This is a genomic window from Paenibacillus sp. J22R232 (assembly GCF_056269165.1).
In genome coordinates this window covers 215,153-238,020 of the sequence record NZ_JBWDNK010000010.1, presented here as the reverse complement: position 1 = coordinate 238,020, position 22,868 = coordinate 215,153, and the positions used below count along the sequence as shown (strand labels likewise).

The window sequence follows — 22,868 nt, the reverse complement described above, 5'->3', positions numbered from 1 at the left end:
ATTCCGAGAAATATAGAGAATGGATGGCGAAATCATATCCTTTCCTATATTTCAAGGTGAAACGGCTGTCGCCGTCCCTTGGCGGCGCAGCGCGTTTCATTCCGAGAAATATAGAGAAAGGATGGCGAAATCATATCCTTTCCTATATTTCAAGGTGAAACGGCTGTCGCCGTCCCTTGGCGGCGCAGCGCGTTTCATTCCGAGAAATATAGAGAATGGATGGCGAAATCATATCCTTTCCTATATTTCAAGATGAAACGGCTGTCGCCGTCCCTTGGCGGCGCAGCGCGTTTCATTCCGAGAAATATAGGGAATGGATGGCGAAATCATATCCTTTCCTATATTTCAAGGTGAAACGGCTGTCGCCGTCCTTTGGCGGCGCAGCGCGTTTCATTCCGAGAAATATAGGGAATGGATGGCGAAATCATATCCTTTCCTATATTTGAACAAAACCTCACAACATGGTAAGCCATCGTCATCCTTAAGGATCCGCTGTACGACAGCTGTCCCGGTATCGCGCAGGCGCTCGGATTTGCCAAAATAAAAGGCGGCAATAATGCTTCCGACATGACCACGGCCGGCACATCGACGGACGGTCTTTGGGTTAGAGCCGTAAACCTGGAAAAGCAGTATCCGCAGCACGATAATCTGTTTCCATGCTGCTGTTACGCAGAAAGCTCCCCGGGCCGTGGCCCGGGGAGCTTTCGTGTAGTTACGCATGATTATAAATCAGCCAGCACCTGATACCAAATGCCTTTTTTCGAATATAGATTTTTTCTAACCTCAGGCCAACCGCCCAAATACGAAATATCAAACAGCCCTTCCGGTTCCGCGTAACGATCCTTCGTTTCTGCAGCGATCTTCTCGTCCACTGCGCGGAAGCCGTTCTCGACAAATATCCGCTGAGCCTCTTCGGTATGCAAATAAGCAATAAACGCTTCGGCAACCTTGCGAGTGCCATGCTTATCCGCGTTCTTATCTACGATCGCTGCCGGATTCTCGATAAGAATCGTGCTCTTTGGCACGACAATATCGTAATCGACGCCTTTTTTAATACGTGCCAGCAGCTCGTTCTCATAGGTCACGATCACATCGCCGACTCCATATTCAAAGGCAGCCATCGAGGCGCGCCCGCTTTTATCGAGAGACTCAACGTTTGCATGAACGGACTTCAGGAAGCTTTTGGCGTACGCCTCATCCTTTGTTCCGTTCTTAGCTTCCGACTGCTTCAGTCCAGCGCCATATATCGCATTGATGTCCCATTGCGCTCCGCCCGACGTTTTTGGATTGGGATAGAGCACCTTAACGCCCTTCCGCGTCAAATCGTCCCAATCCTTAATTCCAAGCGGATTGCCACTGCGAGTACCGAGCACGACGATTGAATTCGTAATCATACCGCCGCTGTCAGAAGCTCTCCAATCATGCGAGATAAAACCAGCATCAGCGATTTTGTCCAAATCGCCTTCCATCGCTAGAATTGCGACATCCGCCTCGAAGCCGCCGGCAATCGCGCGGGCCTGCGTACCTGAAGCTTCATAGGACTCCTGAAAGGCGACCTTCTGGCCCGTTTCTTCGAACCAATAGTCTCTGAAAGCAGGCAGCAGTTCAGCAAAAGCATCCTTTACCACTGAATATGCACCGATTACAAGTGTTACATCGCCGTCTTGTACGGTAGACCCGGCCGCATGGCCATCCGTCTGCTCATCCTTGCCGCAGCCTGCTGCGAGAAGCAGGAGGGCTGAGACAAGAAGCAGCGCGAATATGCGCCGACTTGTTACCAGGTTGATTGTCATGTTCGCATACAACTCTTTCTACGTCGCTTATTGGTTAGATATGAATAGGCATCGGGTCAACCTTCAAGGTATTCTCTGCAATCCAGCTGTCATTGTCGTTGAATAGATAAGCACGGTGCACCAGCACGCTCACATCATCGCCTGGATGAAGCACTTCCTTCTCTAGTGAACGGTACGTGATGAGCTTCGTATCGCCGACAAGCAGCTCGACCATCCACTCGCTGCCTCGGAAATGCAGCTGCTTCACTTTTCCTGGAAGCGTTGCGGAAGCCAGACGAATTTCTCCCGGCTTGCCGATCTCAATATACTCGGGACGGATGAGTGCCTTCGTGCCGGGACGGCTCGCCGCATCTTCGAAGCCCTTAAGCTGCGAAATATTGTCGACGATCGTGGATTCGCCGATAAAGCTCGCGACGAACGGCGTCTCCGGATTTTTGTAAATATCCCAAGGGCTTCCCTTTTGTTCCAGCTTGCCCTTGCTTATAATCATAATTTCATCGGCTACCTCGATCGCTTCCTCTTGGTCATGCGTAACGAAAATAGACGTGATGCCCACTCGCTCAATCATTTCCTTCAGCCAAGTGCGAAGCTCTGTCCGGATCTTGGCATCAATGGCAGCGAACGGCTCATCGAGCAGCAGCAGCTGCGGTTCGGGCGCAAGCGCTCTTGCAAATGCTACGCGCTGACGTTGTCCCCCGGAGAGCTGATGGGCATAGCGGTGCTCGAAGCCTTTTAGGCCGGTAAGCTCCACCAAATACATGACGCGCTCCCTAATCTGTTCTTTCGACTGCTTCTTCACCTTTAATCCGAATGCGATGTTGTCGTATACCGTCATATGCTTGAACAACGCATAGTTTTGGAATACGAACCCAATGCCCCGTTCCTGCGGAGGCAGGTCATTTACGCGTTTGCCATGGAAAATAATATCGCCGGAGGAAGGGGACTCAAGCCCCGCCAGCATACGAAGTATGGACGTTTTACCGCCGCCGCTCGGTCCGAGCAAGCCGATCAGATGACCTTTTTCGATTTCAAAGCTAACGTCCTTAACGGCATGAAAGTCGCCAAAGTTTTTGTTCAGGTTCCGTACTTCAATATGCATGGCTTAATGCACTTCCTTTCGTTTTTTCGCCCATTCCATCAGCAGCAGCAGTCCCACGGAAAATGCCGCTAGAACGAGCGCTACGCCGTTGGCGGCAACCACGTTGAAATTTTCCACATCCTGATAAACAAGCGTTGTAGCCGTTTGCGTTTTATTCATAATATTGCCCGATACAACGAGCACCGCGCCAAATTCCCCCAGCGAGCGTGCTACCGTCAATACAACGCCGTAGATGACGCCCCATCGGATGGATGGCCAAGTCACCTTCCAGAATGTATACCAGGAGTACGCACCGAGCGTAGAAGCCGCTTCCTCCTGCTGCGCGCCGATTTCCTGCAGCACGGGCATCACCTCGCGCACCATGAGCGGGAATGTCACGAACAAGGTAGCCAGAATCATGCCCGGCAGCGCATAAACGATTTTGATGCCTGCATCCTCGAACATCGTGCCGATAATCGTGTTCGGTCCCAGCATGAGCACGATCATCAGACCACCGATAACCGGCGATACCGCGAAAGGCAAGTCGACCAAGCTGTTAAGCAGGCGCTTGATGCGTCGTCCTATCCACTCCGCCCGAACGAGATACATGGCCAGCATGATCCCGAATACCGTATTCAATACGGTAACCACAACAACGATTATCCCGGTCATCATCAGCGCATGCAGCGACTGCGGCCTCGTAATGCCTTCAATAAAACCATTCCAGCCTTCTGCCCATGAGCCTGTAAAGATTTTGATAAGCGGGGCAATGAGCAATAAACCAAATACGATATAAGTTAACGTAATCCATAGCCTTCTCATCATTGGCCGCCCCTCCTGCCTTGAATGAGGTTGACCGTCCATAAAATAAGGAAGGATAATGTAAGGAGCATGACCGATACGGCGGCTGCGCCCTGGGGATTACTGCTTTCAATTTCTCCAAAAATATAAACGGATGCGATAAGCGTCTTGCCCGGAATATTGCCCGCAACGAGTACGACTGCGCCAAACTCCGCAATGCCGCGGGAAAAGGCGAGCATCGCTCCGCTTAGTATGCCTGGCAGCATCGTAGGGAAAATGACGCTAAAGAACGTCTTTGCCCGGGTAGCGCCTAGCGTATAAGCCGCTTCTTCCTCCGATTTGTCCATTTCCTCCAGCAGCGGCTGAATGGCACGGATAACGAAAGGAAACGTTACGAACAGCATCGCTACGATAATCGCTGGCTCGTGGAACACGATCTCGATGCCTATTTTCTCAGCCAGGCCGCCCACGAAGCTGTTAGGCCCAAGAAGCAGCAGAATCATAAGCCCGCCAACCGCTGTCGGCAATGCGAACGGCAGATCAACCAAGCTATTAAGAAAGCGTCGACCCGGAAATCGGTAACGAATAAGCACCCAGCCGATCATGGTGCCTAGAAACACATTAAGCAGCGTTGCGATAACGGCCAATTTCACGGTCAGCAGCACGGCTTTCCAAGCGAGCGGATCGGAAATGCTTTCCCAAAAAGGGGTCCATCCAAGCGAAAAGGATTGCGTGTAAATGCCAACGATTGGCAATACGATTAGAATAATAAAGTAAAGCATAATGGCACTTCGAAAGCCGAAGCTCCATCCTTTCCCACGAAACAAAGCATTCACTGTGACTTAACCTCCAGACCATCGGCTCGTGCCGTAGGTGTAGCAAAAAAAGTAAAAACATAATTCCTATTAATTTACTAGGTATTAATAATGTAGCATCCAAACTGGGATTAAGTCAATCATAAATTTAGAAATTCTAATCGCTTTCATAGCATTTTTTTATAGCTTTTCCATTTCGTCTAAGCCTGTATGCAAAAAAAAAAGGAGACCAGCTTATGCTGATGCTCCTCTTCCGTTTATTCGCCTTCGATATAGTACAGGTTTTCACCTTCGGTAATAATCGCTTGCCCTTGGGTGAGATCCGTTATCCAAGCTACAAATGCTTCTGCCTCAGTCTTCTCGGGCAGGCAGCGGACGATAACCCGGTCCGTGAAATCGGTCCCGCCAACGCGTGCGCCTTTGCCGTGCAGTTCATTCTCCAGCTTCCCGTACCACGTATAGTCCACATCGACAAAAACTTCTCGATGAAGCACGTTGACGATCTCATCAGCGGCTTCGAGGCCGGCAACCGCGCCGTCCGTATAGGCACGCACGAGGCCCCCTGCCCCAAGCATAATACCGCCGAAATAACGGGTTACGACGACGGCGACATTTTTGAGCCCCTTGTGCTTGATGACCTCAAGAATCGGCTTGCCCGCCGTTCCGCTCGGCTCTCCGTCATCGGATGCCTTCTGGAACTGATCGCGCTCGCCTACCATATAAGCCGAGCAGTTATGCGTCGCCTGCTTATGCAGCTGCTTGATTTCATTAATGAAAGCAACGGCTTCCTCTTCCGTGTCGACCGGCTTCGCATGACCGATGAAACGGGATTTCTTAATGACGATCTCGGCATTGGCCTGCTGCCTGACCGTCCTATATTTATCCAGCATAGGCGATAACTCCCGTATGCCGATGGGAGCGGGCTTCTACAGCCTTGCTTCCAGCTCGGCTTTTTCTTTCTCGAAGCCCGGTTTGCCAAGCAACGCGAACATATTCTTTTTGTACGCTTCAACGCCTGGTTGGTCGAATGGGTTAACGCCCAGCAGGTAACCGCTGATTCCGCAAGCTTTCTCGAAGAAGTAAACCAGGTATCCGAACGTGTACGGCGTCATGTCCGCAATGTTTACGATGAAGTTAGGAACCTGGCCATCGGTATGCGCTAGGAGCGTGCCCTCGAACGCCTTTTTGTTGACGAAGTCCATTGTTTTTCCTGTAAGGAAGTTCAGGCCGTCCAGATCCGCTTCGTCATGCTCGATCGAAATGTGCTCAGCCACTTCTCTGACTTGAATAACCGTTTCGAAAATGTTCCGGTTGCCCTCTTGGATAAATTGGCCCATGGAGTGCAAATCCGTCGAAAAGTCGACAGCTGCCGGGAAAATGCCTTTGAAATCCTTGCCTTCGCTTTCGCCGAACAGCTGCTTCCACCACTCGGATACGAAATGCAGGGAAGGCTCATAGTTAACGAGAATTTCCGTTGCTTTGCCTTTGCGGTACAGCGCGTTGCGGGCTGCCGCATATTGGTATGCTTCATTCTCGGCAAGATTAGGATTGCTGTATTCTTTGGACGCGTCAGCAGCGCCTTGCATGATTGCCTCAATGTTGATGCCGGCAGCCGCGATCGGCAGCAAGCCTACAGCCGTAAGTACCGAGTAACGGCCGCCTACATCGTCAGGAATAATGAATGATTCGTAGCCTTCTTCCGAAGAAAGCTTCTTCAATGCACCTTTCTCGCTGTCCGTTGTCGCGTATATGCGTTTGCGTGCTTCTTCTTTGCCATATTTCTTCTCAAGCGCGGCACGGAATACACGGAATGCGATAGCCGGCTCAGTCGTTGTTCCCGATTTGGAAATGACGTTGATCGACCAGTCGCGGCCTTCAACGAGCTGTAGAAGATGAGTCACGTAGGTCGAGCTGATATTATTTCCTGCGAACAATACCTGCGGCGTTTTGCGTTGTTCTTGCGGCAGGATGTTATAGAAAGAGTGGGACAATGCCTCAATTGCTGCGCGGGCGCCTAGGTAGGAACCGCCAATTCCGATCACGATCAGTACCTCGGAATCCGATTTGATCTTCTCGGCAGCTTGCTGAATGCGGGCAAACTCTTCTTTATCATAGTTAGTAGGAAGGTCGATCCAGCCCAAGTAATCCGAGCCCGTGCCTGTCCCGTTATGTAATTGTTCATGCGCCAGACGAACGGATTCCGTCAAATAATCGATTTCATGCTGGCCAATGAAAGTCAGCGCTTTGCTGTAGTCAAACTGAACTGTTTTGCTCATGTAAGTGTAAACCTCCTAAAATGTTGTGAACCAAAGCCTTGATAATGCTTTTCAACTTAGCCTCTACAATATCGGATTTACCTTATAAAAACAAGCAACAAAGAATGAAATATTGATGAAGAATCTGTATAATCAAATAAAAAACTAGATGGAGCGGAGGAATTCTTTATGAAAAAGGTCGGATTTATCGGATTGGGCGTTATGGGGCTCGGAATGGCTGCGAACTTATTGCGCAAGGGCTTCGAGGTAGCCGTCTATAATCGAACAGCTGGCAAGGCTGATTCTTTGCTGGCGCTGGGAGCAACGGAGCTGGGATCGCCGTCAGCAGTCGCTGGATCGGTGGATGTTGTCATCACGATGATTAGCAACGACTCCGCTATTCGTGAAGTATACTTTGGCGAGAATGGCATTTTCGCAGGCATTCGCAGCGGCGTCACTCTCATCGATAGCAGCACGATATCGCCAACGCTGGCCAAGGAGCTTGCGGCTGAAGCAGAGGCGCGTGGTGCAGCTTTTCTCGATGCTCCTGTCACTGGCAGCAAACCGGCCGCCGAGGGTGGGACGCTCGTCTTTATGGTAGGCGGGAATGCCGACCGACTTGGCGAGGTAGAGGATATATTGCTTGCCATGGGCCGGAAGGTCATCCCCATGGGGCCGAATGGCAGCGGGTCAATCGCTAAGCTAGCGCATAATACGATCGTCGGCATTAACGTAGTTGCACTTGCGGAAGGAATGGCTATCGCGGCAAGCGGCGGCATTGACGGCCATGCTTTCGTCGAGCTCGTCCAATCCGGCGGCGCGGCAAGCAGGGCAGCCGAGATGAAAGGGCCAAAGCTGCTTGAGGGCAACTATGACGTCCAATTCTCGCTTGAGCTCATGCTGAAGGATCTCCGGCTCTCATCCGTGCTGTCGGACAGCCTTAACGTACCTGCGCCGCTGCTTGAAGCTTCCAAAAGCTTATTCCAAGTAGGCGATGCGATGGGCCTCGGCGCGCTCGATATGTCCAGCGTAGGCCAAGCTTATGAGCAATGGATTGGCCGCAAGCTGAGCGGGAAAGCCGAGCAGGTGCACTAAGTACAAGCACAAATGGCGGTGCAGGGGAAATTAACCCTGCACCGCCATTTTGTTTGCCTTGCCATTCCTCAGTATTTTCAAAGATGCTGTCACCTCAGGCATGATGCCAGAAGAGACGGCTTCTTTGTATGTTGATCTACTTGAACCAAGATGTATGCGTTGCTGCGAGATTGGCTCGTTGCAATTAGATTAAGTCGGACTTTTGGAGCAGGCGCTCAATCATTACCGCGACCTCAGCTCTAGTAATGAATTTTTTAGGGGCAAGCTCACTGCCGGTTCTGCCGGACACAACGCCGGATTGGACACTGTCTGCAATGCCTGTTAGTGCCCAAGCCGAAGCTTGTTCCGCATCCAAATAAGGACGAAGCGTCAATTCTACCGATTGCTCTGGAAGCGTAGCTTTCAAAGCTGTAATCGTCATCGCTTTGGAGATGATGACCATCGCTTGTTCACGCGTGATTTTGTCATTCGGATGGAAGGTTCCATCTTCAAATCCATTAATTAATTTATACCCATATGCCGTTTTGATGGAACTATTGAACCAGTCCGCTGCTTCAACATCAGAGAATGGTGCTTCGCCCTCTTCCGGCTTAAGCCCTAAGCCGCGTACAAGGATCGCTGCAAACTCGGCACGGGTGATGTCGCGGTCAGGGCTAAACGCTCCGTTTCCAGTACCGTCAATAACCATGCGTGATCCCATGTTATTCACCGCTTTTTTGGCCCAATGGTTCATCATGTCGCTGAATTCCAGAGGATGCCATACAATCGCGTAAGTGCTGTTGGTTAAGCTTTTTACTTTCGCGAAATACTGGTCTTCGTTCTTAACTACCTTAGTCGGTACATGGCGCACCGTACCGTTAGGCTCAACGACAAGACCTGTCGTAATCTTATTCGGATCAACGCCAGTCGGAATGGCAAATGCACGCTCTACATAAGTACTGAATTTCGTAATGGCAACTTTTTTGTCGCCATATACCGCATGTATTGTGAAGTTCAATGGTGCTACGGCAAGAGTAAAACCGCCGCTTGCCGCTGCATTTTCGACTACGCGAACCGTTTCGCCCAACGGAGCTCCGATTTCAATGCGCAGCTTGATATCCTGCAAGCTCACACTGGAGCCAAGCTCTGCAGAAATCGCATCAATGTTGATTTCCTGCATCGGAAGCGTGTAGATCGCTTTATCCGTTTGGACTTCAATCATTGCTTGTTTGGATTCCATATTTTTCACCATGCGGCCGTTAAGCTCGCTGACGACTACGTCCGCTCCCGAACTGAGCTTGATCGTTATTTTCGCACGATTTCCTTCGTTTCTAAGTCGCTGTTCAAGCTTGGCTTCATCCACTACGATCGTAGTCACCTTTTGGCCGTTTACAACCGTCGTGGTTGCTGTTCCAGCAGATTCAGGCTTGCCGTTCACGTATACTTCTACGCCCGTAGACGCTGGCGGCGATGACGGAGTGACCGTCCAGTGCGCGTAAAGCACTACATTTGTTCCGGCAATCTCGAAAGCGGATCCTGACGCATAAGCCGTACCTTTAAGATCCGCTTGCGTATTCCAGCCTACGAACGTGTAGCCTGCCTTTGTCAACGGCCCTGTATTACCCGCTACCGAAGCCGTTGCGCCTTGCTCGTAGGTTGTGCCGTCAGTCGGAACGCTGCCGCCCGTATTGCCGTTGCCGTCATACGTGATCGCGTATGTCGCAGCCCATTTCGCATAAAGAGTAATGCCGTCTACCGGAACGGTATTAACATCAAAATCCCAAACGTTCGTAAGCTCAATCTCCGTATACCAGCCTTTGAAGGCATAGCCTGCTCGCGTTGGCACTGCCGGTACGGTGATTTTCGTGTCAAAGTCCGCTTGAATGTCACTTACCGCGCTTCCTCCGTTGCTGTCGAAGTTTACTGCATATTTATTCACGTCGTAATCCGCAATTGCCGTCACGCTAGCGATGACATTCGTAAACGCAACATCCCAGCCTGTGAATGTGTAGCCTGTGCGTGTCGGGTTCGCCGGTGCTGTAGCATCGCTGCCGTAATCAACTGTCTCCGACTTTAGCACATCACCGTTCCAGTCCTTGAATACAACCGTGTTTTTAATAATCGCCCAATTCGCATACAGCGTGGTGCCATTTACCGGAATAGTGTCCACGTTAAAGTTCCACTCATTCGTCAAGCCTGCTTCCTTGTACCAGCCTTCGAAGTCATAGCCCACGCGCGTTGGCGCTGTCGGAGCCGTGATCTTCGATCCGTAGTCTGCTTGTACGTCGCCTATTGCGCTTCCTTGGTTGCTGTTGAAGCTGATTGTATATTTATTTATGACATACTGCGCCGTAACGGTTGTATTCTCCGTAATATTCGCAAATGAATTGTCCCAGCCTGTAAACGTATAGCCTGTACGTGCAGGGTTCGCAGGTGCCGTTGCGCCACTGCCATAATCAACCGTTTGCGTATCCAACGTATCGCTGTTCCAATCTTTAAACGTAACCGTATTCGTTTGGATTTTCCACTTCGCATGCAGTGTAATGCCGCCGACAGGAACGGTATCCTCGCTAAAGTTCCACCCATTCGTCAAGCCTGCTTCCTTGTACCAGCCTACGAAGTCATAGCCCACGCGCGTTGGCGCTGCCGGAGCCGTGATCTCCGTTCCGTAGTCTGCTTGTACGTCGCCTACTGCACTTCCTTGGTTGCTGTTGAAGCTAATTGTATATTTATTTATGGCATACTGCGCCGTAACGATTGTACTCTCTGTAACATTCGCAAATGATTTGTCCCAGCCTGTGAACGTATAGCCTGTTCTTGTTGGATTCGCAGGAGCCGTACCATCGCTTCCGTAGTTTACCTCTTCTGTTTTTAATGTGTTTGCGTTCCAGTCCTTAAACGTAACCGTATGCTGCTGGATCGACCATTTCGCATGCAGCGTGATGCCGTTTACCGGAACCGTATCCACACCGAAATCCCACACATTCGTCAAGCCGGCTTCCTTGTACCAGCCATCGAAGGTATACCCCAGCCGCGTCGGCGCTGTCGGGGCCGTGATCTTCGTTCCGTAATCCGCTTGTACCGCAATGACCTCGGTTCCTCCGTTACTGTTAAAACCAACCTCATATTCATTCACGTCATATGTTGCATTTACAGTCAGAATAGCGGTGACATTCGTGAAACCGGCATCCCAGCCGGTGAACGTATAGCCTGTTCTTGTTGGGCTCGCAGGAGCCGTAGCGTTGCCGCCGTAATTTACCATCTCTGTTTTTAATATGTTTGCATTCCAATCTTTAAACGTAACCTTATGCTGCTGGATCGACCATTTCGCATGCAGCGTTGTGCCGTTTACCGGAACCGTGTCCACGCTAAAGTCCCATACATTCGTCAAGCCTGCTTCCTTGTACCAACCGTCAAAAGTATAGCCTACCCGCGTCGGCGCTGCCGGAGCGGTGATTTTTGTTCCGTAGTCCGCTTGTACAGGGCTTACCGCACTTCCTCCATTGCTGTCGAAGCTAATCTCATATTTGTTCACTTCATATGTGGCAGTCACGGTCAAATTTGCTGTGACATTCGAGAATGCGACATCCCATCCCGTGAACGTATAGCCTGCCCGCGTTGGGTTCGCAGGAGCAGTTGCATCGTTGCCGTAGTTTACCGCCTCTGTTTTTATTGTGCTGGCATCCCAATCCTTAAACGTAACCGTATGCTGCTTAATCGACCATTTCGCATGCAGCGTGGTGCCGTTTACCGGAACCGTGTCCACACCGAAGTTCCACACATTCGTCAAGCCCGCTTCCTTGTACCAGCCGTCAAAAGTATAGCCTACCCGTGTCGGCGCTGCCGGAGCGCTAATCTTTGATCCATAGTCCGCTTGTACCGCGCTTACCTCGGTTCCTTCTTTGCTATCGAAGCTAATTTCATATTTGTTCACGTTATATATGGCAGTCACGGTCAAATTAGCGGTGACATTCGAGAATGCGACATCCCAGCCTGTGAACGTATAGCCTGTACGTCCCGGGTTCGCAGGAGCCGTTGCACCGCTGCCTGTGTTAACCGTCTCTGTCTTTAACACGTTCCCATTCCAATCCTCAAAAGTTACCGTATAATTTAGTGGCGCTGCTGCATGTCTTATCAGCCAAGTATTGTAGTCGCTTTTGCCTGCTTCGACATCATTGATTAGCAATGACAATTTACCGTCGACATCTTTAAATGGGAAAACAACTCCGAATTCGGCATTCATGGCAGGCAATTGCGAAGATAAATCATTTTGTAGAACACCGTTATTATCATACTCTTTTAAATAATAAGCTGTATCTACATTATCATTATATGTGTAAGGGATTGCAAAACCGTCATTCGTAACAATTGGTTCACCAATCGAGCCCCACGTATGAGTTCCTCCAATTACTGATTCCGCAGCAAACGGAGTACCGTCCGCATTATAGATTCGAAATGCAGTACTTCTACTGCTATAATCACTAGTTGTTTTTTTCTGATAAACAGCCAAAAACTTTCCATTTGATAATAGTCTTAAATATATGACTCCGTTTGCAGCATCGTTATGAGTAGAAATAACAAATGAATTTTGCCCACCAACTTGTATTGGCGTGGATGCATTGTTGTCAAATACCATCCCTTTATAGTCAGGGTTGTTATACGAAATCATAATCATGAATCTGCCATTATCATTAGAAATAATTTTATGTGAATATTGTGAGCCGGGTGTTCCCGCTAAAGCAGTAATCGATAGTTGTGAAGCATCTACAGCAGTCCCATTCGGTGCAAATCTTCTAAGCGCATAATTACTGGCAGAAGTTGTCCACACAAAGGCAAAATTGCCATCCGAGAGCTCAGCAACATCAGTGTCTCTATTTAATTCGCCGGCCTCTGAGTTTATTTTTGTAGCCCCGACAATTTGAGCACCGTCTTGGTCAATGATTTTGAAATAGGTATCCGTGAAGCCCTTGCCCGATGATCCGCTATACCAATAAATAAGTAAATGACCATTGGAGAGTTCTTTAATTAGAATCGAATCTGAGCTGTCATTCGTTTTAGGAGATATCGAGAATGCCGGAAAAGAGCCGGGTGTACCGTCAGCATTAATAACTGAGGAATATAGGGACCAATCTACTTGATCGTACCATGAAATAACTACCTTATCGCCAACAACCAACGGTGAAGTCATTACGTAGGAATTTATGATTTCACTATTATCAATATTGATCCGTTCAGTACCAATATCAATATTCGCTGCTGACGCATACATCGGAACCACAGAAAAAATGATCATAAAGACTAATAATAGCGGGATAAATCTCGATTTTTTTTTCATTACGCTATAATCTCCCTTTGTCTAGCAAAATTTGGCCTTCGATTTATGTAGACCTACCTTTTGAAAACTTGAATCCCTCCATTCAAACTCACAAAAGCCGACCAGAAGGTCGGCTTTTCATCAATCATTTATGAATAGTAAGGAGAGATCATCAAATACACGACCACTCCTGTGAAGCTAACATATAGCCAGATCGGCATCGTCCATCTTGCGATTTTGCGATGCTTATCCAGTTTCATCTGCAAGCCGCGTACAGCGGATAACAGCGCAAGCGGAACAACGACGATCGCAAGCAAAATATGCGTGAGCAGTATAAAGAAATAAATCGAGCGCAGCGCGCCCTCTCCGCCATATTTCGTTGATTCCGTCAAATAATGATACGTCACATACGAGACAAGAAACAGCGTAGTTGACGTAAAGGCAGCTCCGATAAACGCGCGGTGCAGCTTAACGTTTTTCTTCATAATGGACACCAAAGCAATCACCAGAGATATAAAGGTGAAGCAATTGAAAATCGCATTCAGCAGCGGCAATATCTTAACATCGAATCCGATTTCTCCGTCATAAGCAGGCAAAAAGAACAGCACCGTTATGATGGCAACTAAGACGATGGACAGTATGGCTACCATAGGTCCGACGTTTTTTTCCTTCAAGCGAATAACCTCCTAATCAAATGCGTCAATACTTTAATTACACGCGTTTTCTACTCTCTTAACATATCCGATTTACATAGTTCAAAGCAATTGCATTTTCACTATATTTATCACAAATAATCGAATTTTGTAAAAAAACCGCCGTGGAAAAGCCCATGCCCGGCTCTCCTACGGCGGCATTCCTTTCAGCCTATTTCCTAATAAACGTTCAGCATCTCGAATCGCTGCGGATCGCGTCCCTTGCGCGGGTCATGCTCGGCCTCGTCTGTTACATAAATATGCGCGTTTCTGCGGTCTTCCGTACCGAAACCCGCGCTCAGCACTTTCCCCGTCGTGCGGTTACGAATCCTAACACCGTTCTCGGCGACTGCATTGTCGATCAATCATTCGCTGCAGCCCAAGGCATCGCTTCTCTCCAATACCAACAGCTCATCACGCAGCAGTTCACCGTCTGCTGATAGGCTTACGGCAAGGCATCGGCCATCTGTCTTGCTTCTAATCCGAACATATCCGCTATGGTCAACGGGCTCAACTATCCATTTCTGCACGTCCGAAGCGTATGAAATTGCTTTAACCACTCTCGACGTCTTCTATGGCCAAAACAAAAGAGGCCCTCCCTCGGACGATGAATCGCCACTAGCGGGAAGGCCTCTTCGTTAATCAAATCCAGCTTACTCGTAGATATACGAACAGCAATAGTCGGATACTTCAGCAACCTGAAGCTTGAATTTCGTGTTCGCAGGCACCTGGAACTCGCCTTCGCCTTGAATGTGGATCCACGCGGTCTCGCCAGGCAGAAGCACTTTCAAATCACCTGCGAGAATCTCCATGATTTCTACGCAATCCGTACCGAACTCATAATCGCCCGGCAGCATAATGCCGAGTGTTTTTTTAGTGCCGTCCGCGAATAATACAACGCGGCTTGTCACTTTACCGTCGAAGTAGACGTTAGCCTTCTTGACGATGGATACATTATCGAATTGAGACATGGTAGTCGTGATCTCCCTTATCTGTCAAATGTTAAGCTGCAAGCCGTTATTACAGCAATGCTTTCACTTTGCTAACAACGTTCTCCACGGTAAAGCCGTATTCTTTGATTACGCGATCGCCAGGTGCGGATGCGCCGAAACGGTCGATGGCAAGAATATCGCCTTGATCTCCCGTGTAACGCTCCCAGCCGAACGGATGTGCCATTTCGATCGCAAGGCGAGCTTTAACCTCCGGAAGGATAACGGAGTTTTTGTATTCCTTCGATTGCTTCTCGAACAGATCCCAGCTTGGCATGCTGACGACACGAACCTGAATGCCCTCTTCGGCCAAAGCTTTCTGTGCAGCAACCGCAAGTTGAACCTCGGAGCCTGTTGCAAGGATTTGAGCTTGCGGTTTGCCGCCCTCTGCATCCGATACAACATATGCGCCGCGGCGAATGTTTTCATGAACGCCTTCAACCGTACCTTCAAGAATCGGAAGGTTTTGACGAGTCAAGACGAGGGCAACCGGGTTGCCTGTGTTCTGGACCGCATAAGCCCATGCTGCGGAAGTCTCGTTCGCGTCAGCAGGACGAATAACCGTAAGATCAGGGATAATACGGATCGAAGCAAGCTGCTCGATCGGCTCATGCGTAGGGCCGTCTTCGCCGACAGCGATACTATCATGCGTAAGTACGTATACGACCGGCAGCTTCATCAATGCGGCAAGACGAACGGCAGGACGAAGGTAATCGGTAAATACGAAGAACGTACCGCCGAATACTTTCAAGCCGCTATGAAGGGCAATGCCGTTCATCGCAGCAGCCATGCCGAACTCACGAACGCCGTAGTACAGGTTGCGGCCGTCGTAGCTGCCTGGCTTGAATTGCGTTAAGCCTTTCAAGTGAGTCATTGTCGAGCTTTCAAGGTCAGCCGATCCGCCGAAAATCGTAGGCACGTTTTTGGCAAGTCCGTTTAGTGCGTTGCCGGAAGCGACGCGAGTCGAAACCGCGCTGTCTCCTACCTTGTATGCAGGAAGGTCAGCATCCCAGCCCTCTGGCAATGCACCGGAGATGGCTAGCTCGAACTGAGCAGCAAGCTCAGGGAAAGCTGCTTTATAGGCTGCGTATGCCGCATCCCAAGCCGCGTTTGCTTGCTCGCCGCTGCTTTTCACATCTGCGAAATGAGCGCGAACTTCATCAGGTACGTGGAATTGGTGCTCTTCCGACCAGCCGTACGCTTGTTTCGTCAATTTGGTCTCGTCAGCGCCAAGCGGCGATCCGTGAGGACCGGCATGTCCGCCTTTTCCGCCTTTGTTCGGGCTTCCGTAACCGATAACCGTTTTAACTTCGATCAAAGTCGGTTTGGACAAATCGGCTTGCGCTTCGGCTACCGCTTGGGATAAGGCAGCAAGATCGTTGCCGTCCTCTACGCGAAGCACCTGCCAGCCGTAGCCTTCAAAACGTTTTTGAACGCTTTCGGAATACGAAAGACTCAGCTCGCCATCAAGCGAGATATCGTTTGAATCATATAGAACAACCAATTTGCCAAGCTGCAGGTGACCTGCGAAAGAAGCTGCCTCGTGGGAAACGCCTTCCATCAAATCGCCGTCGCCGCAAATGGAGTATGTGAAGTGGTTGATTAGATCATGGCCTTCTTTGTTGTAAGTAGCGCCAAGCTGAGCTTCCGCGATCGCCATTCCAACAGCCATCGCGATACCTTGTCCAAGCGGGCCAGTTGTCGCGTCTACTCCCGCAGTGTGACCGAACTCAGGATGTCCCGGAGTCAAAGAACCCCATTGACGGAAGTTTTGAAGCTCTTCGAGCGGAAGATCATAGCCCGAAAGGTGGAGCAGGCTGTAAAGCAGCATGGAACCATGTCCTGCGGACAAAACAAAACGGTCGCGGTTAATCCATGTCGGATTTGCCGGATTATGCTTCATATTTTTCGCAAAAAGCTGGTAGCCCATCGGAGCAGCTCCCATTGGCATGCCAGGATGTCCTGATTTTGCTTTCTCGATCGAATCGATCGCTAGCGTACGGATCGTATCGATGGATAGCTGTTCAATTGATTTTTGTGTAACCGTCATTCCTATTTCCTCCTATAGTCTGATCTAATTTCGTCTCGTTATATGGTTTCTCATTAACGATACAACGTCATACCAGTACGCAATAACTTTGAATATTGTATCACTCTGCATGCTTGTTTTCCATCATAAAAATTAAGTGCAACGCATAAAAATACAGTTAATTGAATACGACCGTTTTATTATTATGCACGATTACGCGATCTTCAATATGCCATTTCACCGCACGGGCGAGTACGACGCGCTCGATTGTCCGGCCAATCCGCTTCAAATCATCCACATTGTCGCGATGGCTGACACGTTGAACGTCCTGCTCGATGATTGGTCCGCCATCGAGCTCTTCCGTTACGTAATGCGCGGTAGCGCCAATAATTTTTACGCCGCGCGTATAAGCCTGCGCATATGGCTTTCCGCCAACGAATGCAGGCAGGAAGGAATGATGGATATTAATAATGCGGTTAGGAAATTGCTCAATGAATTTCGGTGAAATGATCTGCATATAACGAGCCAAAACAATAATATCCGCTTTGTCTGCTACAACCTCCATTTGCTTGCGCTCCGCTTCTGCCTTCGTTGAAGCCGTTACCGGAATATGGTGGTATTCGATACCGAACGATTCCACGAGCTCCCGCATATCCGGGTGGTTGCTGATAACCATCGAGATATCGGCATCCAGATCTCCTGCTTTCCACTGCCACAGCAGCTCGAGCAGACAATGATCCTCTTTGGATACGAACACGGCAAGCCTCTTTTTGCGGCTTGCGCGGAACGTATGCCATTTCATATCGAAACGGTCGGCTACCCGGGCGAAATCTTCAACCAATACCGGAAGCTCCTTCTCCAGATCATTCAGGTCAAACTCAAAGCGGATAAAAAACATGCCGCCTTCCGGATCCATGGTATATTGATCCGATTGTACGATATTCGCACCGTGCTCGTATAAGAAATGGGAAACAGCCGCTACGATTCCCGAGCGATCCGGGCACGAGATAAGCATCCGTGCGCGGCCGCTTTTTCCGCCGGCCCCGTTTTGAGCCTCTGGCGGGTTGGATTGTGATGACATGGACTCTTAACTTCCTTTCACAGCAATATAAATGAATGTACGAACCTTTTTATTATTAGATCTTGGCTAGCAGCTCTTTGCCGCCAAACCAAGCCGTAATACGCTGGTTGATTTGTTCTTCGGTGAGACCTTCAGGGAGCGCTTCGCCTGCAATGATAAGATCATACAGTCGCTCCATCGGCTCGCGAGGATCCGCTTTCTTGGCCTTCGCGTCCGATCTCAGGACGTCCCAAGCAGACAATACGAATGCTCTCGGATCAATGTCCTGCTTACCAAAGAAATGGTGAAGGCGTTCTACGTCCTCGAAGAACGGTTCTCCAAGACGGCTTCTGCCATTGTCGCTCAGCAGTGCAATTTCCACTTCATACATAGGCCGTTCCGTTTTGTCTTCTTTGCCAATCCACGGCGTTTCAAGGATGAACGGACGCCCTTTGAGGCCTTCGTGGTGCACGATACGGGAGATCGCGTCATGCCCTAGCCAGCCGGCTCCGATCGGAGCATGCCTGTCTTTTCCCGCGCCGCGAGCGTTTTTGCTGTCATTGACATGAACCACGGCTACGCGGTCAAGTCCCACCAGACGGTCAAACTGCTCCAGGACGCCATCCAGGTCATCAATCAGATCATAACCTGCATCATGCATATGGCAGGTGTCCATACATACAGTCAGGCGATGATTATCCTGTACCTTGTCAATAATAGCTGCCAGCTCTTCAAAGCTGCGCCCAATTTCCGTGCCTTTGCCAGCCATCGTCTCAAGCGCGATATTCACATTGGTTTCTTTTGTACCCGCTAGTACTTCATTCAAGCCCTCTGCTATGCGCGCTATGCCAAACTCGGCATCCTTGTCCGTATAAGCGCCAGGATGTAGGACAATATTACGAACACCGATGTAATCGGTTCTGCGAATTTCTTCCTGCAGGAAGGAAACCGCAAGCTCGAACGTCGAATCCTTGTAGGAGCCCAAATTTACAATATAAGGCGCATGGACGACAATCTCGTTGATGCCCGATTGCTCCATAAGCGCCTTGCCCTCTTCAATATATAAGCTATCGATCGGCTTTCTTCTCGTATTCTGAGGTGCGCCGGTGTAAATCATAAATGTGCCTGAGCCGTAGGATACGGCCTCCTGTGCTGCCGTTAGCAGCCCCTTGTCCGAAAATGATACATGGGAACCTATTTTCAACATAAATTTTACGCCCCTTTCGGTTGATCAAACCTTATTTTACAAGGAATGTCGAAATAAATCTAGGAATACGGTATAATTCATTATTGAGGTGAAAGACAAGTATGAAAGTAGCGCCCGATTGGTTTATGTACTTTATCGTTTTTTGGGCGGTCGTCATGGTTGGAGCCATGTCGATTGGCGGGTTTTTCATGTTTCGCAAATTTCTCAAGGTGCTTCCGATGCGGGACGGCAAGTCCAAGCTCGATTGGCAGAACTATTGGGTGGAACGCAGCCGCAGCATGTGGAATGATGATTCCAAGGCGCTGCTCGACGAGCTTGTATCCCCGGTTCCGACTGCATTCCGCGATATAGCCAAGCATTCAATCGCTGCAAAAATCGGCCAGGTTGCGATCGAGCACGGCGCTTCATCCGTCACTCGCGCGCATTGCATCGAAGGCTACATAAGAGCCACACCAAAACGTGATTACCGCAGCTTAGTTACCTTCCTTGACCGTCAAGGGATTGACTACGCTCCCTATAAGCATCTACTTAATAAATGAGTTTAAGCCGCGGTTTTGCGGCTTAAACTCATTTATATTTTTTCAGACCGCCAGACATCCTTTCCTTGCAATTGCTTCACCCTGCAGCATTAGGGTTAAATATAAAAATGTAACCTAACTAACATCCATTTCGTTATAACAAGCAGGAGGTGGTTCTCATGATGAACTCATCAAGACGCAAAAGAAGCAAAAAAGCAGCAGCAGGAGCCGTTCTTTTAGCAGTGATGCTCGCGACGGCAGCATGCGGCGGTGCGAATGGCAATAAGCCCGCTGCCGGAAATGATCAACCAGGAAACGTGGAGGAATCTCCCATCGTAACGGATTTGCCTGAAGAAAGCGGTGTGCTCGATCCCGACGTATCGGTACCCGAACCAACAGCGGAGCCAACCGCTACCGCAGACAACGAAAGTCCAACTGAAGCTCCGGCTGATCAGGTAAAGGTGAATGAAGGCATATACAGCGGTCTAATCGACTCGCACTCTATAGAAATTGAAACAGCGGCAGGCGCCATACCCTTGCAAATAACCGATGAATTCAAAAGCCAGCTTGAAGCATTGCCTGATGACGCGAAAGTGAAATTTGAGTATACGGAAAAATCGATCGAAGACGATGCTACCGTCAAGCAGAACTGGCTTGTGAAAATTGAGGAAGTGAAGTAACGAGGCTAAAAAAGGAGCGAGTGGGAATGCGGGTTGCAATTGCCGGTGGGACAGGTTTTATCGGAAGCGCTCTGAAAGAAGCGCTGCTGGATAGAAATGACGAGGTATGGATTATATCGAGAAGCCATTCGCAGAACGAGCCAAAACGCCCAGGTCTGAACAGAATGACCTGGGACGAGCTTGAGGCTGCGCCTTCGTTATTGGAAGGGCTCGATGCGATCGTTAATCTCTCGGGCGAATCTATTAATCAACGCTGGTCACCCGCTGCCAAGCAGCGGGTAATGGATTCGAGAATTACGGCAGCAGCCCGCGTCTCCAAGCTTGTTCAATCGCTAAAGCATAAACCGCCGCTCGTTTTGAACGCTTCCGGGATTTCGGCTTACGGGATTTCGGCGGAAGGAAGCTTCGACGAAACAAGTGCAACGAAAGTGACGGACTTCCTATCAGAGGTGGTGCAGAAGTGGGAGCTTGCTGCAGACAGCATTCCTGCTGAGCGACTCGTAAAGCTCCGGGTTGGCGTTGTTCTCGATAAGAAGGAAGGCGCTTTCCCGTTAATGGCTATGCCTTATCGCTTATTCGGCGGTGGCAGAATCGGCACTGGGAAGCAGTGGCTATCTTGGATTCATCTAACCGATATGACCAGAATGCTCTTGTTCATCCTCGACCATGAGGACATAAACGGTCCGATCAACGGCTGTTCGCCAGATCCGGTGACGAATGATGCATTTGGAAGGGCAATCGGCAAAGCCATGGGCAGGCCTCACTGGTTCCCTGTCCCCGCTTTTGTGATGCGTACCTTGTTTGGCGAGATGTCGACGCTATTGCTGGATGGCCAACGTGCCTTCCCACGAAAAGTCGTTGAACATGGCTTTACCTTCCGTTATCCGACGGTTGACAGCGCAATGAATGAGTTAGTCAGGGGCGGCTAGCCTCATCCCCCAGGTTTCAACTCATAAACAGGTCCCTGCTCGCCTGCTAACTGGACAATATCTCCTACCTTCAGCATATAGCTTTTGTAGGGGATCATCACTTCTCCATTTAACAGGCTTCCATTTCTTGACCCCAAGTCTTTTGCCGCGTAATGACCTTCCACATACTCAAACTCCAAATGAAGACGCGAAATTCCGTTTGCTGGATCCGCATAGCTTACCTTTTCGCCAATACGGCCGATTTTGAAGCTGCTCTCCGTCAGCTCCAGCCTTGTTCGCACGCCGTCCAAGCTTCTTTGAAGCCACAAAGCAGATGATGGTTGTGGCTCATGCTGCTCTTGGTCCGGACTCAGCCACACCGTAGGGTCTACGCTAGGGTAAATCGGGTTGGCAGCAACGACATGAAGCGATGCAGCTTTCTTTTCCGCGCTTCCTCCCATAGGAGATTCCATAACGTCTCTTATGTTCGAGTACTCGTGCTCCCTTGCTTTGTCTAAATGTACAGAACCGTTAAACTTTCCCGGCTCATAATAAGGCTGCTGGTTCAGATCCTCCATGTCTTCCGGGCTATCCTTCCGATCCCATCCATTTCTCCATAACCATAAAGCAACAGCCAGCAGGAGCAATGTTATTCCCGCGCATAGAAGCAAGCTTTGCTTAGTTGGTGAAGCGAGGTATACAAATCGCCAGGTACAGGCCGCCGTAACAAGAAGTGCTGCAGTTCCTACCCACCTCCCCTTTCCTTTTGACCCAGACCCGGAATCGGAATCCGACTCGAACTCCGAATCCGAGCCCTTCATGAATTCCAAATCATATTCTTTCGAGACCGCCTGCTGCTGATAGGTATCCATGTATAGCTTTGGCTCAAGCAGAGGCTCTGCGTAAATTTCGGCTGGCTGCTTCGGTTCTTCCGCTCTATGAGAATGCCCATTCGGTTTTGAGTCACTCTGCTCGTACATATTTCGTCCTTGTTTCTCTCGCAATTGTGCTTTCCCTTCAAACCGCATGTCTCTCTGCTGCTGCACGGCCTCGCCCTGTTTTAAAGGAACATCCCCAATTAAATCGAGCAGCGTATGCCGAAGCTCCTCCATGGGCCATTTCTTCCCCGATAAATGATGGAGCACCCGCTTCAAGCCTTCGCCATCTATTTGATTGATATAGGAAGTGAACCGTATAACCAATGACAAAAGATCACCCGCTCCCATTTCCTGAGCGTTCGTGTCAGCCTTAATCGGCACGTAGGCAAGAGCAATGTCATGGAGCTTTTCTCCAATAAAAATAAATTGCTCATCAAGGAGACAGCCTTCCGGACGCAGCATATAATCCCTGCATCCATAGAGCGCATCCACAACGCCAAGAAGGAGAACGTAATACTCCTCCATTGTCAGCTGCTGCTGTTGCAGCCGATGAAGAAGCATTTTTTTGCCGGACAGCCTATAGCGAAAAGTAACTCTAGCATCCAGCTCAAACCAATCCATGTGCAGCAAATAGGGAATCTGCTCATTCCGAAGCATATGGAGCTCAATATCGTCCAGCTCACTTCTGTATATCCCGCTTTCACGGTCAATCACCATTTCATGCCCTTGATTCATTTCAAAATCAATGCGAAAACGCTGCATGGCGATATTCTCTCC

General features: G+C 49.6%; 19 protein-coding genes. 4 read left to right on the top strand and 15 right to left on the bottom strand.

All coding sequences use genetic code 11. The features are described from left to right. Window positions 1-722: 722 nt before the first annotated feature. The 6 genes from AC0YN3_RS24590 to AC0YN3_RS24565 form a co-directional block, all read right to left on the bottom strand. Complete coding sequence (locus AC0YN3_RS24590) at window positions 723-1,793, bottom strand: sulfate ABC transporter substrate-binding protein (RefSeq protein WP_475777566.1); 1,071 nt, start codon at window positions 1,791-1,793, stop codon at window positions 723-725. A 34-nt stretch (window positions 1,794-1,827) separates the two neighbouring features. Next, window positions 1,828-2,892, bottom strand: a complete 1,065-nt coding sequence (locus AC0YN3_RS24585; protein ID WP_475777565.1) for a sulfate/molybdate ABC transporter ATP-binding protein — start codon at window positions 2,890-2,892, stop codon at window positions 1,828-1,830. A gap of 3 nt (window positions 2,893-2,895) precedes the next feature. Continuing rightward, window positions 2,896-3,693 (bottom strand): sulfate ABC transporter permease subunit, encoded by a 798-nt coding sequence (locus tag AC0YN3_RS24580; protein WP_183569143.1) that lies wholly within the window; start codon window positions 3,691-3,693, stop codon window positions 2,896-2,898. After that, the gene (gene cysT, locus AC0YN3_RS24575; RefSeq protein ID WP_475777574.1) at window positions 3,693-4,454 is read right to left on the bottom strand and encodes a sulfate ABC transporter permease subunit CysT; all 762 of its coding nucleotides are present in this window, start codon (window positions 4,452-4,454) and stop codon (window positions 3,693-3,695) included. Before cysT ends, AC0YN3_RS24580 begins: the two co-directional genes overlap by 1 nt. Window positions 4,455-4,744: 290 nt before the next feature. Further along, a complete protein-coding gene (locus AC0YN3_RS24570; RefSeq protein ID WP_475777564.1) occupies window positions 4,745-5,377 on the bottom strand; it encodes a YigZ family protein in 633 nt (210 codons plus the stop codon). A 36-nt stretch (window positions 5,378-5,413) separates the two neighbouring features. Next, complete coding sequence (locus tag AC0YN3_RS24565) at window positions 5,414-6,763, bottom strand: glucose-6-phosphate isomerase (RefSeq protein ID WP_183569079.1); 1,350 nt, start codon at window positions 6,761-6,763, stop codon at window positions 5,414-5,416. A gap of 168 nt (window positions 6,764-6,931) precedes the next feature. Here AC0YN3_RS24565 and AC0YN3_RS24560 point away from each other — a divergent pair, with 168 nt between their 5' ends. Then, the gene (locus AC0YN3_RS24560) at window positions 6,932-7,837 is read left to right on the top strand and encodes an NAD(P)-dependent oxidoreductase (RefSeq protein ID WP_475777563.1); all 906 of its coding nucleotides are present in this window, start codon (window positions 6,932-6,934) and stop codon (window positions 7,835-7,837) included. Window positions 7,838-8,021: 184 nt separating this feature from the next. On the opposite strand, the gene AC0YN3_RS24555 is transcribed toward AC0YN3_RS24560, so the two are convergent. The 8 genes from AC0YN3_RS24555 to AC0YN3_RS24520 form a co-directional block, all read right to left on the bottom strand. Then, entirely contained in the window at window positions 8,022-13,151 is a 5,130-nt protein-coding gene (locus AC0YN3_RS24555) for an InlB B-repeat-containing protein (RefSeq protein ID WP_475777562.1), read from the bottom strand. A 128-nt stretch (window positions 13,152-13,279) separates the two neighbouring features. After that, window positions 13,280-13,780 (bottom strand): DUF420 domain-containing protein, encoded by a 501-nt coding sequence (locus tag AC0YN3_RS24550; RefSeq protein ID WP_475777573.1) that lies wholly within the window; start codon window positions 13,778-13,780, stop codon window positions 13,280-13,282. Window positions 13,781-14,001: 221 nt separating this feature from the next. After that, window positions 14,002-14,187 carry a hypothetical protein gene (locus AC0YN3_RS24545; RefSeq protein WP_475777561.1) on the bottom strand — a complete coding sequence of 62 codons (186 nt, stop codon included), beginning with the start codon at window positions 14,185-14,187 and terminating at the stop codon, window positions 14,002-14,004. Further along, the gene (locus tag AC0YN3_RS24540) at window positions 14,188-14,382 is read right to left on the bottom strand and encodes a hypothetical protein (RefSeq protein WP_475777560.1); all 195 of its coding nucleotides are present in this window, start codon (window positions 14,380-14,382) and stop codon (window positions 14,188-14,190) included. A 93-nt stretch (window positions 14,383-14,475) separates the two neighbouring features. Continuing rightward, a complete protein-coding gene (gene ppnP, locus AC0YN3_RS24535) occupies window positions 14,476-14,793 on the bottom strand; it encodes a pyrimidine/purine nucleoside phosphorylase (RefSeq protein WP_475777559.1) in 318 nt (105 codons plus the stop codon). Window positions 14,794-14,842: 49 nt separating this feature from the next. Next, window positions 14,843-16,861 carry a transketolase gene (tkt, locus tag AC0YN3_RS24530; protein WP_441941485.1) on the bottom strand — a complete coding sequence of 673 codons (2,019 nt, stop codon included), beginning with the start codon at window positions 16,859-16,861 and terminating at the stop codon, window positions 14,843-14,845. A gap of 157 nt (window positions 16,862-17,018) precedes the next feature. Further along, complete coding sequence (gene purU / locus AC0YN3_RS24525; RefSeq protein WP_475777558.1) at window positions 17,019-17,921, bottom strand: formyltetrahydrofolate deformylase; 903 nt, start codon at window positions 17,919-17,921, stop codon at window positions 17,019-17,021. A gap of 55 nt (window positions 17,922-17,976) precedes the next feature. Then, the gene (locus AC0YN3_RS24520; protein WP_475777557.1) at window positions 17,977-19,107 is read right to left on the bottom strand and encodes a deoxyribonuclease IV; all 1,131 of its coding nucleotides are present in this window, start codon (window positions 19,105-19,107) and stop codon (window positions 17,977-17,979) included. A 101-nt stretch (window positions 19,108-19,208) separates the two neighbouring features. Here AC0YN3_RS24520 and AC0YN3_RS24515 point away from each other — a divergent pair, with 101 nt between their 5' ends. From AC0YN3_RS24515 to AC0YN3_RS24505, 3 genes are all read left to right on the top strand, one after another. Further along, window positions 19,209-19,646, top strand: a complete 438-nt coding sequence (locus AC0YN3_RS24515; protein WP_183569059.1) for a DUF2621 domain-containing protein — start codon at window positions 19,209-19,211, stop codon at window positions 19,644-19,646. 158 nt (window positions 19,647-19,804) lie between these two features. Beyond that, on the top strand, window positions 19,805-20,305 hold the full coding sequence (locus tag AC0YN3_RS24510) for a hypothetical protein (RefSeq protein ID WP_475777556.1): 501 nt from the start codon (window positions 19,805-19,807) through the stop codon (window positions 20,303-20,305). Between the two features lie 26 nt (window positions 20,306-20,331). After that, a complete protein-coding gene (locus AC0YN3_RS24505; protein ID WP_475777555.1) occupies window positions 20,332-21,234 on the top strand; it encodes a TIGR01777 family oxidoreductase in 903 nt (300 codons plus the stop codon). Between the two features lie 2 nt (window positions 21,235-21,236). Here AC0YN3_RS24505 and AC0YN3_RS24500 read toward each other — a convergent pair whose 3' ends face one another. Continuing rightward, complete coding sequence (locus tag AC0YN3_RS24500) at window positions 21,237-22,853, bottom strand: DUF6382 domain-containing protein (protein WP_475777554.1); 1,617 nt, start codon at window positions 22,851-22,853, stop codon at window positions 21,237-21,239. Between the last annotated feature and the right edge of the window lie 15 nt (window positions 22,854-22,868).

Excerpts from the sequence above, each read along its gene's own strand:
- AC0YN3_RS24520 (WP_475777557.1), bottom strand. The coding sequence starts at position 19,107 with ATGTTGAAAATAGGTTCCCATGTATCATTTTCGGACAAGGGGCTGCTA.
- tkt (WP_441941485.1), bottom strand. The coding sequence starts at position 16,861 with ATGACGGTTACACAAAAATCAATTGAACAGCTATCCATCGATACGATC.
- AC0YN3_RS24515 (WP_183569059.1), top strand. The coding sequence starts at position 19,209 with ATGAAAGTAGCGCCCGATTGGTTTATGTACTTTATCGTTTTTTGGGCG.
- AC0YN3_RS24585 (WP_475777565.1), bottom strand. The coding sequence starts at position 2,892 with ATGCATATTGAAGTACGGAACCTGAACAAAAACTTTGGCGACTTTCAT.
- AC0YN3_RS24550 (WP_475777573.1), bottom strand. The coding sequence starts at position 13,780 with ATGGTAGCCATACTGTCCATCGTCTTAGTTGCCATCATAACGGTGCTG.
- AC0YN3_RS24500 (WP_475777554.1), bottom strand. The coding sequence starts at position 22,853 with ATGCAGCGTTTTCGCATTGATTTTGAAATGAATCAAGGGCATGAAATG.
- purU (WP_475777558.1), bottom strand. The coding sequence starts at position 17,921 with ATGTCATCACAATCCAACCCGCCAGAGGCTCAAAACGGGGCCGGCGGA.
- AC0YN3_RS24510 (WP_475777556.1), top strand. The coding sequence starts at position 19,805 with ATGATGAACTCATCAAGACGCAAAAGAAGCAAAAAAGCAGCAGCAGGA.
- cysT (WP_475777574.1), bottom strand. The coding sequence starts at position 4,454 with ATGCTTTACTTTATTATTCTAATCGTATTGCCAATCGTTGGCATTTAC.
- AC0YN3_RS24505 (WP_475777555.1), top strand. The coding sequence starts at position 20,332 with ATGCGGGTTGCAATTGCCGGTGGGACAGGTTTTATCGGAAGCGCTCTG.
- AC0YN3_RS24580 (WP_183569143.1), bottom strand. The coding sequence starts at position 3,693 with ATGAGAAGGCTATGGATTACGTTAACTTATATCGTATTTGGTTTATTG.
- ppnP (WP_475777559.1), bottom strand. The coding sequence starts at position 14,793 with ATGTCTCAATTCGATAATGTATCCATCGTCAAGAAGGCTAACGTCTAC.
- AC0YN3_RS24590 (WP_475777566.1), bottom strand. The coding sequence starts at position 1,793 with ATGACAATCAACCTGGTAACAAGTCGGCGCATATTCGCGCTGCTTCTT.
- AC0YN3_RS24570 (WP_475777564.1), bottom strand. The coding sequence starts at position 5,377 with ATGCTGGATAAATATAGGACGGTCAGGCAGCAGGCCAATGCCGAGATC.
- AC0YN3_RS24560 (WP_475777563.1), top strand. The coding sequence starts at position 6,932 with ATGAAAAAGGTCGGATTTATCGGATTGGGCGTTATGGGGCTCGGAATG.
- AC0YN3_RS24565 (WP_183569079.1), bottom strand. The coding sequence starts at position 6,763 with ATGAGCAAAACAGTTCAGTTTGACTACAGCAAAGCGCTGACTTTCATT.
- AC0YN3_RS24555 (WP_475777562.1), bottom strand. The coding sequence starts at position 13,151 with ATGAAAAAAAAATCGAGATTTATCCCGCTATTATTAGTCTTTATGATC.